At 43.8% G+C, this 17,055-nt stretch carries 18 protein-coding genes; 8 read left to right on the top strand and 10 right to left on the bottom strand.

Going from position 1 to position 17,055, the window contains the following annotated elements; all coding sequences use genetic code 11:
* Positions 1 to 176 precede the first annotated feature (176 nt).
* The 4 genes from A3735_RS31065 to A3735_RS16230 form a co-directional block, all read right to left on the bottom strand.
* Entirely contained in the window at positions 177 to 1,043 is an 867-nt protein-coding gene (locus tag A3735_RS31065) for a 4Fe-4S binding protein (RefSeq protein ID WP_068764603.1), read from the bottom strand.
* A gap of 69 nt (positions 1,044 to 1,112) precedes the next feature.
* Positions 1,113 to 2,330 carry an FMN-binding protein gene (locus tag A3735_RS31060; protein ID WP_068552894.1) on the bottom strand — a complete coding sequence of 406 codons (1,218 nt, stop codon included), beginning with the start codon at positions 2,328 to 2,330 and terminating at the stop codon, positions 1,113 to 1,115.
* Positions 2,331 to 2,544: 214 nt separating this feature from the next.
* Entirely contained in the window at positions 2,545 to 3,453 is a 909-nt protein-coding gene (locus A3735_RS16235; protein WP_068507629.1) for a response regulator, read from the bottom strand.
* Between the two features lie 78 nt (positions 3,454 to 3,531).
* Positions 3,532 to 3,981, bottom strand: coding sequence for a chemotaxis protein CheX (locus A3735_RS16230; protein WP_068507627.1), 450 nt, complete (start codon positions 3,979 to 3,981; stop codon positions 3,532 to 3,534).
* 296 nt (positions 3,982 to 4,277) lie between these two features.
* Here A3735_RS16230 and A3735_RS16225 point away from each other — a divergent pair, with 296 nt between their 5' ends.
* Positions 4,278 to 5,114: a hypothetical protein gene (locus A3735_RS16225; protein ID WP_068512640.1), complete on the top strand. Its 837-nt coding sequence runs from the start codon at positions 4,278 to 4,280 to the stop codon at positions 5,112 to 5,114.
* A gap of 92 nt (positions 5,115 to 5,206) precedes the next feature.
* A complete protein-coding gene (locus A3735_RS16220) occupies positions 5,207 to 5,752 on the top strand; it encodes a PaaI family thioesterase (RefSeq protein WP_082865366.1) in 546 nt (181 codons plus the stop codon).
* A 339-nt stretch (positions 5,753 to 6,091) separates the two neighbouring features.
* Here A3735_RS16220 and A3735_RS16215 read toward each other — a convergent pair whose 3' ends face one another.
* Positions 6,092 to 8,749: a cation-translocating P-type ATPase gene (locus A3735_RS16215; protein ID WP_068511635.1), complete on the bottom strand. Its 2,658-nt coding sequence runs from the start codon at positions 8,747 to 8,749 to the stop codon at positions 6,092 to 6,094.
* 184 nt (positions 8,750 to 8,933) lie between these two features.
* On the opposite strand from A3735_RS16215, the gene A3735_RS16210 reads away from it, so the two are divergent.
* Entirely contained in the window at positions 8,934 to 10,013 is a 1,080-nt protein-coding gene (locus tag A3735_RS16210) for an aminopeptidase (protein ID WP_068554289.1), read from the top strand.
* Positions 10,014 to 10,280 (top strand): hypothetical protein, encoded by a 267-nt coding sequence (locus tag A3735_RS16205; RefSeq protein ID WP_068507777.1) that lies wholly within the window; start codon positions 10,014 to 10,016, stop codon positions 10,278 to 10,280.
* Here A3735_RS16205 and A3735_RS16200 read toward each other — a convergent pair.
* Positions 10,277 to 10,855 carry a hypothetical protein gene (locus A3735_RS16200; protein ID WP_068507775.1) on the bottom strand — a complete coding sequence of 193 codons (579 nt, stop codon included), beginning with the start codon at positions 10,853 to 10,855 and terminating at the stop codon, positions 10,277 to 10,279. The two genes, A3735_RS16205 and A3735_RS16200, sit on opposite strands and share 4 nt — an antisense overlap.
* A 357-nt stretch (positions 10,856 to 11,212) precedes the next feature.
* Between A3735_RS16200 and A3735_RS16195 the strand changes: the two genes are divergently transcribed.
* A complete protein-coding gene (locus tag A3735_RS16195) occupies positions 11,213 to 11,707 on the top strand; it encodes a hypothetical protein (protein WP_068507772.1) in 495 nt (164 codons plus the stop codon).
* A gap of 49 nt (positions 11,708 to 11,756) precedes the next feature.
* On the opposite strand, the gene A3735_RS16190 is transcribed toward A3735_RS16195, so the two are convergent.
* Together A3735_RS16190 and A3735_RS16185 are read right to left on the bottom strand one after the other, a co-directional pair.
* Positions 11,757 to 12,092: a hypothetical protein gene (locus A3735_RS16190; RefSeq protein ID WP_068507770.1), complete on the bottom strand. Its 336-nt coding sequence runs from the start codon at positions 12,090 to 12,092 to the stop codon at positions 11,757 to 11,759.
* Positions 12,093 to 12,266: 174 nt separating this feature from the next.
* Positions 12,267 to 12,527: a hypothetical protein gene (locus A3735_RS16185; protein ID WP_068507768.1), complete on the bottom strand. Its 261-nt coding sequence runs from the start codon at positions 12,525 to 12,527 to the stop codon at positions 12,267 to 12,269.
* Positions 12,528 to 12,949: 422 nt separating this feature from the next.
* Here A3735_RS16185 and A3735_RS16180 point away from each other — a divergent pair, with 422 nt between their 5' ends.
* The 3 genes from A3735_RS16180 (at position 12,950) to A3735_RS16170 (ending at position 15,220) form a co-directional block, all read left to right on the top strand.
* Positions 12,950 to 13,636: a hypothetical protein gene (locus A3735_RS16180; protein ID WP_156491795.1), complete on the top strand. Its 687-nt coding sequence runs from the start codon at positions 12,950 to 12,952 to the stop codon at positions 13,634 to 13,636.
* A 90-nt stretch (positions 13,637 to 13,726) separates the two neighbouring features.
* Positions 13,727 to 14,275, top strand: a complete 549-nt coding sequence (locus tag A3735_RS16175; protein ID WP_068507412.1) for a VF530 family DNA-binding protein — start codon at positions 13,727 to 13,729, stop codon at positions 14,273 to 14,275.
* A 264-nt stretch (positions 14,276 to 14,539) separates the two neighbouring features.
* Complete coding sequence (locus A3735_RS16170; RefSeq protein ID WP_068554282.1) at positions 14,540 to 15,220, top strand: hypothetical protein; 681 nt, start codon at positions 14,540 to 14,542, stop codon at positions 15,218 to 15,220.
* Positions 15,221 to 15,275: 55 nt separating this feature from the next.
* On the opposite strand, the gene dbpA is transcribed toward A3735_RS16170, so the two are convergent.
* Complete coding sequence (dbpA, locus tag A3735_RS16165) at positions 15,276 to 16,658, bottom strand: ATP-dependent RNA helicase DbpA (protein ID WP_068554281.1); 1,383 nt, start codon at positions 16,656 to 16,658, stop codon at positions 15,276 to 15,278.
* A 138-nt stretch (positions 16,659 to 16,796) separates the two neighbouring features.
* Positions 16,797 to 17,055 (bottom strand): pyrimidine/purine nucleotide monophosphate nucleosidase domain-containing protein (locus A3735_RS16160; RefSeq protein WP_082885907.1); only part of this gene is annotated, 259 nt, incomplete at its 5' end.

The following is a 17,055-nucleotide window of genomic DNA, read 5'->3' as shown; positions in this document are numbered from 1 at the left end:
TGCCTTCTTTTTCAGGACTATCATCGACGTGGCGGTCGACAGGGTTTTCCTTATTTATGTCGGTCATAATGATCTCCAAGTTGTTCCTGGTTGTGATAGAGAACTTCTTACTTCGTTGTTTGTACTGCTAATTCTTTAATTGCTTTTATTGTGTGTTTTTCTTTTGTATTCGAATCTTATGAGCCTCCTTGGTTGACAATACGAACCGGCTCGACAGGCGCTTCTTTCGTTGCTTTGCGGTATTTTTTGGCAAGTGGTGGGCATTTCTCTTTACTGTGATAAGTCATCTGACAATCGAGGCAGTAGTGGCATTCGCGCATATTAATCTCACCAGTAGGAGCAATCGCTCCGATCTCACACTCTTGGGCACAAAGCTGGCAGGGCTTGCCGCATTCTTTTCGGCGTTTTAGCCAGTCGAAGAGGCGAGCGAAAGAAGGAATAGCAATGGCTGCACCCATTGGGCAGACGTAGCGGCAATAGAACTTACGATTAAATATTGACGTAACCAGAAGCCCGGCCGCGTAAAGAATGAAGGGCCAATCGCGATCGAAGCGCAGCAGGAAAGTTGTTTTGAAAGGCTCCACTTCGGCATAGGTTTCTGCGACAGCCAGGGACTCCAGTGATAAGCCAAACAAAGCTAGCAAAATTAGGTATTTAATCGCCCATAAACGCTCATGAATAACAAAAGGAATATGTAGCTGAGGAATGCGTAGCTTCATCGCGATTTCGCCTATCAGCTCTTGCAAGGCACCGAAGGGGCACAACCAGCCGCAGTAAACACCTCGGCCCCACATTAAGACTGTGGCAGCGACAAAAACCCAAAGTACAAAAATAATCGGGTCGAGGAGGAAGGTTTCCCAGTTGAAGTCGTTCATCAGCGATTGAACGAAGGTAAGTACATTGACAACGGACAGCTGTCCCTTACAGTACCAGCCAATAAACCCTACTGTATAAAGAAGGAAGCCAATTCTGAAATAGTGCATAAAGCGAGGGAACTTAACTAACCAATCTTGTATGAATAATACAAGGGTGAGAACCAACATGCTGAAGACCAGCAGTTTCGTTGCCGTACTCTTATCTTCCCAAACCTGTTCCCATAGCGCTTTTTCTTCTTAGATTTCTGGCGGTTCAGGCCTAATTAAAAACTCTTCGAGTGCGGCATACTCTGGTTTAAAACTGGTAAAGACGCCTTCAATAGGGCCTGTCTGGCGGCGAATAAGTAGCTCGACTTGCCAGGGTTGTCCGGGGTCAAACTTATGATGCTCGCTGACAATGAACAGCGACATTTCTTTAAAGTGCGGCGTACCCGCAGCATATAGGTCGTTAATTCGGTATTGTTCGGTATCCCTGAAGCTGAACTCATTTTTACCTTGGTGAATGACGATTCGGTCAAATATTCCTCCGCGAACATAGCCAGAGCCTTTAAAGGAATAGCCGTTTCCGAGTAAACCTATTACATGCTCGCCGGGCTTTAGTTGCTCCATCATCCATTCATATTCACCGTCACCTAAGAGTGAACGGCCGACTGTCGGGATATTCAATTGCGTATAATATAGATCGACAAAAGTGTCTTCTTTTTCTTCAAGCGGGGCTGCCTGGTCCGCAGCTTCAGTTGCCATGAAAGCATCATCGACTTTGGAATTGTTCAAATGGAAACGTCGGATCGCACCGTTGCCTGTCAGGGTCTGCCAGTCGGAAGGCTGGTAGACTTCTTGATTAATCGTGGCCGCAGCCTGTGAGGCAAATTCAGAGGCTTCGATGATGCCATGCGCGATCGCCACTTCGTTGGCGGCGCGAATAATCCCCATGTTCATCACCATCACAGTGACGGTTGCACCGGATACGCCATCGAGATACTCGGTGTTCTCTTCTGTTCCCGTGCCGACTTTTACCTTGGTGTTAACTTTTAGCCCTTGGTATTGGTCCGTAAAGTCACATAAATCTTGCTCTGGAATTCCTACCAGCAAGATAGGTTCATGATGTTCCAGAACATTGGCAGAAATGATTGTTCCTTGAGTATCCAACGTCACAAGTGTATTGACGGGTTCACCGGAGTAGGCAGGAATACGCGCGACATCATCTGTTTCAAAGGCGTAGCCAATGACTTGCTCGTCTTGGAAAATCGTTTTGATTTGAGGGTCGCCAGTTTTTTCAGAAATCGAGCTGGCATTCGGGAAAGCCTCTTGGATAAAGGGAAGAGGGGCTTTAATTGGCGTGATATCAAGCCCGGCAGAAAAAGCAGGGCTGCCGATAAGGCAGATAAATAGACAGGAAACTAATAGATACAAATTCCTAAGGGAAAAGCTTGTTCCATCAAAAGGGTATTTCATCTCGTCTGTAGATCCAATATTTAATGTAAGCCATTGACGTTGCGAACATTAATACAGTGATCTGTAGCGAAGAGAAACGAAGAAAAGCAGGGCAGTTGACCCTAATCAACTTTATACCCCCAAGGTGATAGGAGTGTATAAGGTGATAATAGATTGAGTAAGGGAGCGAGGTTAAATATAAGGTCCAGACAAATGAACGGAATAGATAACTAACTTAGCGATTAACTGCGATCACCGACATTCGGCCCTTCCCATAACCATCTATACAGAGCTCAAAATCCATGCGCTGGTTACCGCCTTTTCGACTTAACGCATCTAGTTTATCGAATGGTTTGGCGATCAGGTGGAAGTTTTCCAGCTTTAGGTCCGTGCCACTTTTTTGGTCGAAGAATAGAACCGAAATTACCTTGAGTACCATGCCGCAGTTTTCGAGAAGCTGCTTTGGGATTGCCTTTTTCTGTATTGAGTCAAGCGCATCTTCAACCGGCAGGTTATGCAGAGCGGAACCCAAAAAACAGCTTGCTTCAAGATCGAGTACGCAGATACTACGAATAGACGAGGTGCCTGATATCGCGTAAATACCTGTAATGAAGGGAAGGTGCTCGTAATTGAGTGGCTCGGTTGTTTTTTCGGTGAGTTTAACCGAAGAGCTGGTGACCGCATTAATGGCTTTATCGAATGCGGCTGCCGTAGGTAGTGTGATGCCTTTGTCGCAAGTTACGGCTGTATCTTGCTTTAAAGCATCCTCACCTTCTATTGCGCCTTGGAGGATAGGCAGAACTGCTTTATGCAAATCTTCATCGGTAAAGGGCTTGTTTACAATGAAACATGCACCCATTTCTTTCGCTTCTTTTAAACGGCTCTCAGAGGTTTCTGAGGTGACAAACCCGATGTTGCTGGGTAGTTCCAATTTATTCAATAATTGCAGCAGCTGAATTCCTGTCATTTCCGGCATATGCCAGTCACATAGAATTAGGTCAGGCGTCCAGTCTTTGGCTATATTAAGCGCATCTTTTCCGTTATTTGCCGTCTTGTATTCATTGTCGCTATAACCCAGCTGTTCTAGGCCACGTTTAACAATAACTTGCATGGCACGGCTATCGTCTACGATAAGAAATTTCATTGCGGATAAGACCCTTTGTATATAGCAAGTGTTTGAATTGCTTTATTAATTATTTGAAGCGATAGTTTATTCATTGCGCTAACTTTGTCCAATAAATACGCCGGCATATATGGTTGTTCCGTCTTCATCCTGCGTAAAGACTTCCCAATCCGGCTCAATATCCTGCATTAGCGTTTGCGCTTGTTCCTTCGTAAGCTGGATCGGCACATCTAAGTGTGTATCTTCGCTTATTTCGAGTTGTACTTGGCCTGCCAGGATATTTCCTAATTCACAGAGCGCGTCATTTGCGTCGTTTTTGCTGAGCTCTTCTTCCGGTAGCTGAAATAATAGAGAGGCGGCCCTGTAGCTAAGTTTTGTTGGCATTGCTAAAACCATTAAAAAATTGTTTTGGCCAACGATAGGTATTTCTACAAAGCACTCTAAAATGCATTCTTGTTGATGAGGCTGGGGCTCAATATATTTGAGCTCGGCACCAAATAGCTTAGTCCACACACCTGATAGCAAGCTATAAAAAGTTTGCTTGTTCATTCTGTCAGCATCCTGTTTTTTAAACGCATTGCTTCACGTGCATAGTGGAATCTCTTAACGAAAGAAGGAAATCGGCTACCTTCCAGTATAGAAAAGAATTTTATTTTTGCTCTGAATAATTGTCGGTGATAACAAAATATTACAGAACATGGATGTTATGACGTAAAAAACTGTATTATTCACAACAGAAAAATGAACAAAATAAGACTATATTTACGATTAGAATAAATTTACGTTTAATTTAGGCAATTTTTGTTGAAAGATTGCGTATCAAGGATGGCCCAAGAAGAGACATTATGCCGACAGATACAAATTACATCATTATTCAGCTGCTAATCGGCACCTTTGCTTGTTTGTGCATTAGCGTCGCTTACATTATGTTTTTGAAGCATAAGCTGACAAAGCTTAAGCCGGGGAAACATCATACTTTTGAATATGCCTACGATGGAAAAACGGTAGGCAAGACTGCGCCTGATTCAGAAGGTGAGGAAGAGTCTGTCGAAGATGGAATGAACAAACTGGATGAATTGTCCGGCCAGCAATTAAGTTTGAGCTCGCAACTTAAAGATATGACATCTGAGAATGACCGGCAAGCCTTTAGTGATTCTGAGCGGCAGCGTTTGCTTGAACATATTGAGGCACTCGAAGCCTCCTTGAAAGAATCAGGAAAGCGGATTACCTCAATGAATGTTCAATATCAGCAAGCTAGCCGAGACATTGAAAAAGAGGCTAATAAAGTTTCAAGCCTAAAGAGGGTTGTTGATGCTGTTGATACAAGCAATGAGAGAGAAGAATCGTTAATCGAAAAAACACAGCAGCTTTCGGAACAACTGGACGAGAAAGTGAAGGAGATTAAGAAATTACGAATTAATTCATCACTTATGACCAAAGAGCTTGATGATCTCAAGGCGGACAACAGTGAAGCCTACCTATTAAAGCAGTCGCTTGAAGAGGCACAGCAAAAACTGAAACGTTCTGAAGCTGAGCGCGAAACCCTCGAAAGCAACTATGTCGACCTCGCAGAAAACAGTCAGTCCCCTAAAGAATTGCAAGACGAGCTGAACCGCTTGAAAAAAGAGTATGAAATGCTTGAGCAGCGTTTCATTAGTTATGGCAACTCGGGTGCTGCCTAGCGTACCCTTTTTCTACTAAGTGAATATCACTTGCGTGCCTTGCTCAGGCTGGTAGTCTAGCGCCTTCAAATTACTTTAAGGAAGATGGCCACATGATGAGCTACCTTCAGTCTATCAATCAAGACCTACAAAATCGCATGCGTGACTGGGCAAACAAACCTCAGTCAGACGCTTCAGGCTTTGTCTCCAAAGTTCAAAGCACCGCAATGACGGCTCTGTTGACCAAGTTTGTTGGTCAGGCGATTCCTTTTGCGACGCGAAATGGTTTTAAAGTACTTGAGGTAAAGCGCGGCTTTTTGAAAGCAGGTATTCCCCTTAAGCCAAACAAGAATCACTTTAATGCCATGTACGCAGGCGCGCTATTTACCGTCGCCGAAATTCCTGGGGGCATTATTTCAATGCTGAGCTTTGATGAGCGTTTTTATCCTGTCTTAGTCGACTTAAAGATGGAATTCATCAAGGTTGCCAAAACTGATGTCACGGTTGAGTTTGGTTTATCTGACCAAGAACTAGCCCGCCTGGAAGAAGAAACCTTGGCAGAAGGCAAGAGTAGCTTTGTCCTGGAAGGTGAGGTTAAAGACGCTGAAGGTACGATAGTGGCGAAAAGCTACGCGAATTATCAGGTAAGAATGCGCTAAGTAATATTTGGGTCAGAGTTCAGTTGGCTTTTTTGACTCTGACCCGAATGGCACTTACTTAAGCTTGATTTCGCCCCGAAACTCATCATTCCCGCGCACAAGGTGAATTGCGCAGCAAGAGAGGGCCGCCTGGGCGGGGCGGGAATCCATTGTTTTTCAGCCGTTTGGCTGACCTAGAGAGTTAAAAAAGACTAGAAATCTTTAGGTTAGCGATAGTCATGGTCCTTCAATTTCATTGAGTTAGCCTCAAAACAATGGATTCCCTTGTTCAAGGGAATGACGCCATTTTCTCCTTAAGTAAGTGCCATTCGACTCTGAACCTCTTTATTTTTACCTCGTTTATTTCTTATATAGCCAGCCTTTTCTTACCAAATGCTTTTCGCCTTCTACGGCGAAGAAAACTACTAAAGCTAGTCCACAGCAGATCAATAACTCCGTCATGGGGAGTGCCTGAGTTTTAAACCATTCGTTACCTAGTGGCGTGTAAATAACAAGTAATTGCAGTGCGAGAGTACTGATCAATGCCGCAATTAAGGCCTTATTGGTAAAGAACCCGATAGAAAACAGAGACAAGGTTTCTGAACGAATTGCCATGACATGCATGAGCTGGGATAAAGTCAGCGTGGTAAATACCATTGATTGCCAGTAGTCGGGGCTGTACTCTAGGGCCCAATATTGGGCGAAGAGAGATAGTGCACCGATTAAAAAACCTATAAATACAATGTGTTGCCACATACCGTGAGAAAAAATACTTTCATTTGGTGGGCGTGGCGCTCTGGCCATGACACCTTTTTCTTTTGGCTCGACAGATAGGGCCAATCCAGGTAAACCATCGGTAACCAAGTTTATCCAAAGAATGTGGATAGGCAGCAGGGGAATAGGCATACCCAAAAAAGGTGCGAGCAGTAATACCCAAATTTCACCTGAGTTACTGGTCATCGTATATTTTATGAATTTTCGAATATTATCGAAGATTCGTCTACCCTGTTCGACTGCTTTGACGATGGTGGCGAAGTTGTCGTCGAGTAGCACCATATCAGAAGCTTCACGAGCTACGTCAGTGCCATTCTTCCCCATAGCGACACCTATGTGGGCATTTTTGAGTGCTGGGGCATCGTTCACTCCGTCTCCAGTCATTGCGCAATATTCGCCATTGCTTTGAATTGCATTTACCAGTCGGACTTTCTGCTCTGGTGAGACTCGCGCATAAACTTGCGTTGACTGAACAGTTTGTTGGAGTTCAATATCATCAATCGATGCCATATCAGCCCCGGTAATGACACTGGGGTGATGTTCACTGCTATTCGCTGACTCGTTAGCTGGAACCAGATCGAGTTGTTTCGCAATTGCCAAAGCTGTTGCAGGATGATCCCCGGTAATCATTATCGGTGTGATACCAGCTGTTTTACATTGTTGAACGGCCTCTTTGGCTTCTTCTCGGGGAGGGTCGATCAATGCGGCTAAGCCTAGGAAAGTCATCTGTGACTCAAGCGTTTCCTGATCGAAAGTGTCGCCGTCATTTAAGTTCTTCATAGCGAAAGCGAGTACTCGGTAGCCTTGTGTCGCAAGGTCTTCTGCAATATCTAGCCAGAGATCACGATCAAACTGCTGCACTTCTGCGGCTTGGGTAAAAGCTTGGCTACAGCAGGAAAGTACTGCTTCAGGTGCCCCTTTCGTATAAGAAATTAAGGGTGTGTGGGGTTCACCCATTAGCTTGTGTACAGTAGTCATACGCTTTCGGTTAGAGTCAAAGGCACACTCGGCAACGCGCGGAAGCGATTTCTCAAGTTCTGTTTTTAGGAAGCCAGCTTGGGCTGCGCAGTTGAACAAGGCTAGCTCTGTCGGTTCGCCACTAGACTGCTCTATCTCGCGACTAACCCTGACATCATTGTTGAGCGAGAGCACATGTGCAAGGTGCGAGCTTTGAGCCAAACTGTTCAGGGCGTAAGGTTTGCTTTCAGGTGTAATTAGCTTGTCTACGTGCATTTTGTTCTGAGTGAGAGTGCCGGTTTTATCAGAGCAGATGTAGCTAACCGAGCCTAAGGTCTCGACAGAAGGTAGGTTACGCATCAAGGCATTAATCTTGATCATTTTTGCTGCCCCTAAGGCTAAGGCAATACTTACAACAGCAGGTAGGGCTTCGGGAATGGCTGCCACAGCTAGGCTAATACCGGTTAGCAGCATTAATAACCAGGGTTCACCCCGAATAAGGCCAAGGACAATCACAACCAGGCATATAAACACAATACTGATAGCGAGACGCTTACTGAATAGGGCTAGCCTATTCTGGAGTGGCGTATGGCTCTGTTTAGCGCTTTTTAGCAATGAGGCTATTTTCCCCAGCTCGGTTTCCATGCCTGTGGCAGTGACAATGCATTGAGCTGAGCCCCTGTTGATCTGAGTGCCTTTGAATAGCATATTGCTGCGCTCAGCGAGCAAGGTATCTTCGTGTTCAAGTGCTTCGACACGTTTATCAACACCAAGAGATTCACCTGTCAGTGATGATTCATCACACTCAATATCCTTGCCCTCGACAAGGCGAACATCGGCAGGCACTACGTTGCCGGCCTCCAGGCTAATAATATCGCCAGGGACGAGTTGCGTGCTGGAAATAGTCTGCCATTTGCTATCGCGTAAAGTCAGCGTCTCGAGTGTCGCCATGGCTCTAAGAGAAGCCATCGCTTTTTCAGCCCGGAATTCTTGAAAAGCGCCCAATATTGCATTGAGGCCAATAATACAAAGGATAATAAGTGTATCCACGGCTTCACCGACTAGACCGGAAATCGCCGCCGCGCAGAGTAGCACCATAATCATTACATCCTGAAACTGAGCCATGATCACCTTCCACCAAGGGCGGGTGTTGGCCTGTTCCAGAATATTTTCTCCCTGTGTAGTTAAACGTTCCTGCGCTTCTTGTTTACTTAGGCCCTTTTCTATTATTGAATTCAGAGCTTCTGCGCATTCTTCAGTATTTAAGGTGTGCCACTTTGTTGACATAGATTCTAATCCTGTGGTCAGATTCTTTCTTCATAAGAATGATCTAATCATAAAATGATTTCTAGTGAATGACGATATTCAGTATTCACCAATCTTGATGCGGGTCACTTAAGAGCTCGAATCTAAAAGCTCTTTTTATAATTCAAGCCAGCCTTCGAGGCTTTGTCGTAAAAAGGGGAAGTGCTTGCGAAAGCGATTAAAGGTTTTGGGGCTTGGTGCCCTGTGTTTGTCGTCTGTGACCTTGCTGAGTGCTTGTTCTTCAGTTAGTTATTATTCACATTTGTTAAATGGCCAAACCTCTCTTTTGTGGAATCGAGAGCCTGTTGAGACACTGCTAGCGGATGATGAAACCTCTGAGGAGCTTCGAAAGCGTCTGATTTTATCTCAAGCGCTTAGAGATTTTGCCAGCAAGGAACTCAATCTACCAGTCGATGACGCATATACCAGTTATACAGACTTAGGCCGACGCTATGCGGTTTGGAATGTCTATGCTGCGTCTGAACTGTCTTTGGATGCTTATACTTGGTGCTACCCAATACTTGGGTGTTTGGCCTATAGAGGCTATTACGATCAATCTATGGCCAAAGCTGAAGCCTTGAGACTTGAAAAACAAGGCTTTGAAACTCGAGTGGGGGGCGTGCGGGCTTATTCTACCTTAGGTTTTTTTGACGACCCATTGTTAAGTAGTTTCATATTTACGGATGAAGTATATCTGGTCGAGTTGTTGATACATGAGATTTCTCATCGCAAGCTCTATATAAAAAATGATACTAAATTTAACGAAAACTTCGCTACGGCTGTTGGTACGATTGGCGCTGAGCTTTGGTATAAGAACCAAAGTCAAACACATAAATATCAAGAATATCAGCAAGCAAAAGCAGAGCAAAAGAAGTTAATGAGCTTTGTTTTGAGCTACAAAGATAAACTTCATGATGTCTACCAGGACGACTCATGGAGCGTAGAAAAAAAACGTAAAGAGAAAGATAAGCTGCTGAAGGAAATGAAACTCTCCTTTCAATCTCTAAAGCAGAAGCATGCTTGGGATAGTCGCTATGACCGCTGGGTGAATGAACTTAACAATGCCGGTTTTTCAACCTTATCGAACTATCAGGACTTGGTGCCAGGTTTTATCGCTTTATACCACAGGCTTGGTGAGGATTGGGATGCTTTTTATCAGGAGGTTGAGCGCTTGTCTGAACTTGATAAGTCACAGCGGCATGCGCATTTGAAGTCCTTAAGTGAAGCGATTGGAGAGCATCAATAAATGACACAGAATATTGTTTTGGCACTGGTGATAATTATCTCTCTCTGGGCGCATGTCTGGCTGTATTTATGGATGAAATTCAAAATGGACGAAGGTGTTATTACTCGCTGTCTAAAAGATGCCTCGGTAGACATGCAGAGTGACAGTATTGCTAAGCAAGTCGAGATGAGCGTCGAGCGAGTTGAGAAAGTTTGCCTCCGCAGCAAAGAGATTCAGGTAGGTGAGGGGCACGAGAAAATTATCTCACTATCAGTCACTGGAATTTAAGCAATAATTCCGTTTCGACTTAAGTGTTCGTCCAGGGTAGTGTGGTGAGGGATAGCCTTGCCTGATACCCAGTTAGCTGCTGCTTGCTCTCCAGTTAATGCTAAGACCTTTTGCTCTTTATCCCACTCGTCATTTGAAGCGCTCTTTAGATAAGCGAGTACGTCGTTGTTAGGGGTCTTCAAGCAAGACTTGATTACCAGTCCAGTAATTTCTTCGTATGTGCCTGGGCCACATTGGCCTGTGTTCGTTATAGCGCGGGTTGCCCCTATAAGGTAGAAAGCGCAGGCTTTTCTCAACCAAGCATACTTTTCGCCATGTATATCTCCATAGCGCTTTTTTAGGGGTAGAAGCTGCATACCTGCAAAAACTTGTGCTTCTTTGAGGATAGCCATTTTGTCCTCATATTTCACACTGGCTGAAGCATTTCCTACTAAAGGTTTACGCTCGTCAGTTTGTGTCATTTTTTTAGTATGGTTGAGAGGAGGGTAATCACGATAGAGTGAGCGAATTCTTACGAAGGTGATGATGAAAAGCAAAAAAACAAAGACTTCTGCCAAGTGGATAAGTGCGCTCATGAGTTTCTTCCTTGTAACTATAGATAAGCACTGGGCTCTATCATTCTGAAGACAGTCGGTTCTCGTTTGCATCATACAGACGCACGTAGTGTTAGAAAACAACTCTTTATTCTATAGAGACTGCGCTATCGAATACATAAAACCCTTATATATTTTTGAGAAGTGTGAGGTATTGCTTTTCTAGAGTGTAAAAAATTGCAATAAGTTCACGGTTTCCAGTATTCAAAATGTTTGTCATGGAATGAAAAGTGTATAATCTTCATTCTTAAATTTAATATATTTTTCATGTGCTTACGTGTCAGGTCAGCTTCGTAAAGCCTTTCCGCAACGCAGGGTTTACTGTATAGATGACGTATTATGAAGAAACAAGACATCAGTAGTAACAATAGATCGGGTGAGAGCCAGGTATCAGTGAAGCCAGAACCGGTGGATGAAAGCTGGGCGCTAGCTTTGCTTAATGAAGCACTCATCGAAGAGGCCGCAGAAACTACGATTGAAAGAGCTAAAACTACTGTTGGGAAAGCGGAACAAAACTGTGAGCTTTCAGATGACAGTGTTACCGAAAGTCTTAACGATAATGCTGAAGTGTTCTCGAAAGCGGTAGGCAGCAATGAATTGCCTGAACATTCGTCTTCAGAATCTCTGCAATTAATGTACAGACAACACAGCCTGTCTGCGGACTACGCTCATAGCAATGAGGTGCATAGAAGTGCTTCATTGTCTGCAATTCAAATGCAGCAGATTGTTTTTAATGAAGTTAAAAAATTTAATGCAGAATCAGAAAAGCTGGCAAACCGAAGTTGCAGAAATTGGCTGGCTCGCTTGATTGCAAAGTTTACCGGCAGGTCATGATTAGCTAATTACCTAGCTCGGTAAGGTCAACATAGAAAAGTCTTAAGTGTTAATTCTCTTCCAAGAAAGCCTGGATTAGTTTCTTACAATGCTTTGATAAACTTCCCGACAGATAAAGGGTAGGGTGTTCAGCGCTTTCTTCAAGAATTGAGTCAAGCAATTCGCTTTCATCATCATCTGATAAATTCACAATCCACATATTGATGCGGGTGTCGTCCTGAAGCTGTGCTTCGTTCATGCTGGAGTCAAAACAATGAATTTCTGCATCACAATATAGAGCGAGCTCTTTAGATAAGCTTCTAACATAGAGCTCTGATGATGCGTATACGCCGACGACTCTCTCGGTGCATTCTTCAACAAGTGGTGTAGGAATTGGTGCGTGCATTAATTCTTCGCTTAGCGCTTCTTCTTGGACGATCTCAGTTCTCTCTGTTTCCTCGCTTGCTGGTTCAAGGGCTTTCTCTGGTTCTAGAGTCGGAAGCTCTTCAAGTAATAGTTCAGCTTCGGCGCATATATCATCGAGAATCGAACCGTCCTCTAGTAAAGGAGGCTTGCTTTCCTAAATGGAAGATAGCATTACATCTACATTTTTTGCTTCTTCCGAAATATATACGCCAAAAGGGTTCAAAAGCTCAGGTTTGGAGTGATTGTCGTCTTGAGATTGATGCGCTTCAGAGCCTAGAATTGGAATATGCAGGGCATCTTGCTCACCAGTTGACCAGATATCTTCCGCATGAGCTGATGAGCCCGTTGGAATATTGACTTTCTTAAGGTCAGACTTGCTCTTAATGCTTTTACTGCCGAACATGTGAATATTCATGATAATGCCTGCAAACTTTAAAGTTAAACTATATTGGTTAATAGATGTTCATAACTAAAGCCTAGTCATTATTACGCAAAAGTAAGCTAAGGTTCTGCAAACAAATGTGAAATCTGGTTTTATGATGGAAGTAATGTGTCACATATTTGGATTATCTCGTGTTTTTGTATTGTGACTAGGTTCAAAATTCGAATAAACTGCGCTTCAGGCAGTATTGGAACTGCCGATAAAAGGGAATTGACAAGTTCATGCAGGGAATAGGGAGGTTCGCCGCAGTGTTTAAACGCCTAAAATTACATAAGAAACCAAAGCCAGATTTACGCTTTATTGACCCTGAAATATACCGGGCTCAGAGGCAAGCTCCCAAACGAAGCACTTCAATACCTTTCACTAGAAAAGGATATGACATAAAGCCGAACAATTTGTATTCGGATGTGTATTCAGGTTTATCGCAGTCAAGCGTCAAAACACACTCTACTAAAACATCTTTTTATCGGACTCGTGCAGGGAAACCTCTATCGGAACCTGAATCGTCGGATAGGCCTGTATACGTAAGTACTGAAAAGGATGAGGCTTTCTATCTGGAAGGTGTGAAAGCTTTGCCTCAAATGCTGGTAGAGGAAAGTCAAAAGCAGGAGCTCAAAGAGCATCCTCATATCGACTTATTTGATATGTTTGTTGCGCAGTCTGATAACGCGAGAGTAATCGTGGGTAATCAGCTCAGTATAGAAGACCGGTATCTTGGGCCAAACTATCTGTGTGAGCGTAGTCTAGGAATATTTTCTGACTCAAAAATGTATTCAGCTTTAATTAGAAAGGAGCTGAGTTCATACCGGGTAGATGTCCGCCACTTTAATCACCCTACTACCTTTGTTGAAAGTCGATATGAGTTCTATGACCGAATTTCTGCATGGATTCTGTTTTTGTCAGATGATTGTGATGAAGGCTTTATTGATCGTTTTCTGGACCGTTACTGTGATAAGCCAACTTTATTCCTGTGCCCCAAAATGAGCAGAAAGAATGCGACTGAGCGTGTGAAGGAATTTATTAATCAATATGGGCTTGAGGAAGAAGTCGATCTCTGCGACTCAGAGATTGAGTTAGTTTAGTGGTTTGTTCGAAAGTTATTTAAAACAAACTCTTCTATTGCTTCTTTAAGGTATAATGCTGCGAATTACTTTTTGGAGCCCAACCACCTCATGACTGAAGAAATTAACTACCAGAATAACCCTTTGCATGGCCTGGGTTTAAAGACGCTTGTGACAGAAATCGTTGATTTCTATGGCTTTCAAATCCTGCACGCATATTTGAATCTGAATTGCTTCAAGACAAATCCAAGTATCGAGTCCAGCGTTAAGTTTTTAAAGAAAACGGATTGGGCTCGTGAAAGAGTTGAAGCATTTTACCTTTACCAGTTTAAAAGTCTCCCTAAGGCTTCCCCTGAGCAGTTCGAATTGCCTCCTCGCGACCGTATTATTCCTGACGGACAAACTCCTGGTGAACCGGCAGAACTAAGCCTTGAAGATGCTGAGGAACTTAGGGAAAAACGAGAGCGAAAAGCTGCAGAAAGGCGAGGTAGTGGTGATAGCTTTTCGAGAAACAGGAAGTTTACCGCTTCGCCCTACACTAAATCTGGATCTGAAAAGACAAGAGATAAGCCTAATAGCGACAACGAAGAATCAGGCGCTAAGAAGCCGAGTAAGCCTTCTTCAGGTGCTGCTGACCCATGGGCTAAGTGGAAGGAATAAGACTCGCGTCACATAATTGCTCCGTATGCTAAATGCGTGAATGATATACTCTCTTCTGAAAAGGATGACTCTTAAAACTCAATTAGTAAAACTTTAGTCTAAGGAAGACGGTTTTTTCTATCAAAAACAGTTTGCTGTTCTGCGTTCTCCCTTGTTCAAGCCTGCCACATAACAAGCTGAATTTTCCTCCACCTGTGGCACGAAAGTTCACTTGCCAGACGTGGTGGATTTTAATAATACGAAAATAAGAATATGAAGATCTTAATGTCTCAAAAGAACAAGCAAACTAAAGTGCCGAACACTTTCTTTATCTTCGTTATATTGGCTGCTCTGCTGAGCCAGTCGGGTTTGGTGATGTCGATGACTATTGGCTCGCTAAGCTATGACGCAGATGTTAATGCTAGCATTATTTCTGATAGCCGAAACAACCGGGATTGGCTACGCTGGGATGAACTGACTGGTAATACTTTGGAAGAAACGCGTGCGTTGACTCAAGGTGCTTACCAAGGTTGGTCTATTGCCAATTCGCTTGATGCCCAGCTGTTTATCGAAGCACTATTGCCTGCTTATAGGGCGACCACTTGTACTGCCTACTCGAGTGAAGGGTGTTGGACAGATAGAGATGTAACGCGAGACTATCACGAGTTAGTTGGCGATACCTTTACAACTGGAAGTGGTACTGACCTAGTCTTTTTTGAGTCTCATAAACCTGATTGGGCTGGATACATTATGACTCGCCAAGATAGGGCCTTAAAGACAGTCGAGAAGAAATCTGAGTTCGATCGTATCGATAACGCTAATCGTTTTGTAGATTCATACGAAGGTACAGGGTGGTTGTTATATAGAGACTGGCCAGTTGATTCAATAGAAGTGAATGAGCCTTCATCACTGTTTTTTAGTTTGTTCCCCTTACTAGGTTTATACAGGTTCGGACGTAAGCACTAGCGATTATAACGAATTGGGATCAGTGTAAAATGTTTTATACACTGATCCCAATGCCTTAAATAAAGCGAGCCCTAAAGTTTCGACCTTTTAGTTTTCCTTTTGAAATTTTCTCAAGCGCTTTGCGACTAACTTTGTGTTCAACCGCAACATAGGCTGAGAAGTCAAAGATATTAATCTTGCCTATCGATGTTGCTTCTATCGTCTTGTCGCCTGTCAGTGCGCCCAATATGTCGCCAGGTCTGACTTTCTGTTTCTTTCCACCGTCAATTTGAATTGTTTTCATTGGTGGGTAAAAAGGCTTTTTGGCAAGGACGTCTGCTGAAGGAAGTGCTTCTGCCACTATTTCTTTGTTCAGGTACTGTTCTAATCTATCTATGCGATAGCGTTCTTTTTCTGCGTAGAGTGTAAATGCCAAACCCTTACTACCTGCACGGCCTGTTCTGCCAACGCGATGAACATGGACTTCGGAGTCGCGTGCTATGTGAAAGTTTATGACAGCATCTAGATCTTTAATATCGAGACCGCGGGCCGCGACATCCGTTGCGACCAGAATTGAGGCGCTTTGATTAGAGAATCTAACAAGAGTTTGGTCTCGATCGCGCTGTTCCATATCACCATGTATCGCAATGGCGCTGAAGTTTCTATCATGTAAGGCATCTGCCAGGTCTTGGGTTTCTCGTTTGGTATTGCAGAAAATCACCGTTGATGGTGGTTGATACTGCATGAGAATACGATGAACTGCATCAATTCGCTCATCTTGATCTGGGAGTTCATAGAAGTGTTGCTCAATACTGCTGTCACTATGTGTTGACTCAACCTTTACCATGACCGGATCGGTGAGATATTGCGCTGCGATCGATTGAATCTGTTTTGGATAGGTTGCGCTTAACAGCAGAGTTTGGCGCTCTTCTGGTATATCTTCAATGATAGTATCCAAGGCCTCCTGAAAGCCCATGTCTAGCATTCTATCAGCTTCGTCCAATACCAGCGTGTCAACATTGTTGAGCTTCAGGTTACCTTTTCTAACGTGTTCTTCAACCCGGCCAGGAGTACCGACGATGATATGTGCGCCGTGCTCTAAAGAACCAACTTGAGGGCCAAAAGGCATGCCGCCACATAAGGTGAGAACTTTTATATTGTGAATAGCGCGGGCAAGTTTGCGAATTTCTTTGGCGACTTGATCGGCCAGCTCACGAGTAGGGCAGAGCACCAAAGATTGAATTCTGAAACGTTTTACGTCTAGCTTATTGAGTAGCCCAAGCCCAAATGCGGCAGTCTTTCCTGAGCCCGTTTGACCTTGCGCGATGACATCTTTTCCCTCAATAATCAGGGGCAGGCTCTGCATTTGAATCGGTGTCATGGCTTGATAGCCTAATGAATCCAGATTGTCTAAAAGTTCTTTTTTTAGGGCTTGGGAAGAAAAAGCAGAGTCGCTCAAAATAATTGTCCTGATGTTGGAAAGCAGCAAGGCCCCTGTTTATCGAATACGGGCCTTAATAAGTGGCACATTCTAGTACTTGTCAGCGAAGTGTTCCATCTCTAGCTGAATTCTAACTAAGGAGGTTTCCCTATCATCTCATGAGACAACCTCATAACAAGGTTTGTATTCCTTATCACCCAGCTTCATTCGGCGCTGGTCGACGAACGTGCGCAAGAGCTTATCCAATGGCTCTATAATTTCCAAATCTCCAGTGATCTTGAATGAACCATGCTCTGCAATTGCTTTCAAACCTTGCTCCTTGACATTACCGGCAACAATTCCTGAAAAAGCTTTGCGTAAGTTTGCGGCAAGAATGTGAGGCTCCTGATTTTTGGACAGGTCTAGGTTTGCCATG

Source organism: Oleiphilus sp. HI0061 (genome assembly GCF_001635675.1).
This window is presented reverse-complemented; position numbering and strand designations above follow the sequence as displayed.

Excerpts from the sequence above, each read along its gene's own strand:
- A3735_RS31065 (WP_068764603.1), bottom strand. The coding sequence starts at position 1,043 with ATGTTGGTTCTCACCCTTGTATTATTCATACAAGATTGGTTAGTTAAG.
- A3735_RS31060 (WP_068552894.1), bottom strand. The coding sequence starts at position 2,330 with ATGAAATACCCTTTTGATGGAACAAGCTTTTCCCTTAGGAATTTGTAT.
- A3735_RS16235 (WP_068507629.1), bottom strand. The coding sequence starts at position 3,453 with ATGAAATTTCTTATCGTAGACGATAGCCGTGCCATGCAAGTTATTGTT.
- A3735_RS16230 (WP_068507627.1), bottom strand. The coding sequence starts at position 3,981 with ATGAACAAGCAAACTTTTTATAGCTTGCTATCAGGTGTGTGGACTAAG.
- A3735_RS16225 (WP_068512640.1), top strand. The coding sequence starts at position 4,278 with ATGCCGACAGATACAAATTACATCATTATTCAGCTGCTAATCGGCACC.
- A3735_RS16220 (WP_082865366.1), top strand. The coding sequence starts at position 5,207 with ATGATGAGCTACCTTCAGTCTATCAATCAAGACCTACAAAATCGCATG.
- A3735_RS16215 (WP_068511635.1), bottom strand. The coding sequence starts at position 8,749 with ATGTCAACAAAGTGGCACACCTTAAATACTGAAGAATGCGCAGAAGCT.
- A3735_RS16205 (WP_068507777.1), top strand. The coding sequence starts at position 10,014 with ATGACACAGAATATTGTTTTGGCACTGGTGATAATTATCTCTCTCTGG.
- A3735_RS16200 (WP_068507775.1), bottom strand. The coding sequence starts at position 10,855 with ATGAGCGCACTTATCCACTTGGCAGAAGTCTTTGTTTTTTTGCTTTTC.
- A3735_RS16195 (WP_068507772.1), top strand. The coding sequence starts at position 11,213 with ATGAAGAAACAAGACATCAGTAGTAACAATAGATCGGGTGAGAGCCAG.
- A3735_RS16190 (WP_068507770.1), bottom strand. The coding sequence starts at position 12,092 with ATGCACGCACCAATTCCTACACCACTTGTTGAAGAATGCACCGAGAGA.
- A3735_RS16185 (WP_068507768.1), bottom strand. The coding sequence starts at position 12,527 with ATGAATATTCACATGTTCGGCAGTAAAAGCATTAAGAGCAAGTCTGAC.
- A3735_RS16175 (WP_068507412.1), top strand. The coding sequence starts at position 13,727 with ATGACTGAAGAAATTAACTACCAGAATAACCCTTTGCATGGCCTGGGT.
- A3735_RS16170 (WP_068554282.1), top strand. The coding sequence starts at position 14,540 with ATGTCTCAAAAGAACAAGCAAACTAAAGTGCCGAACACTTTCTTTATC.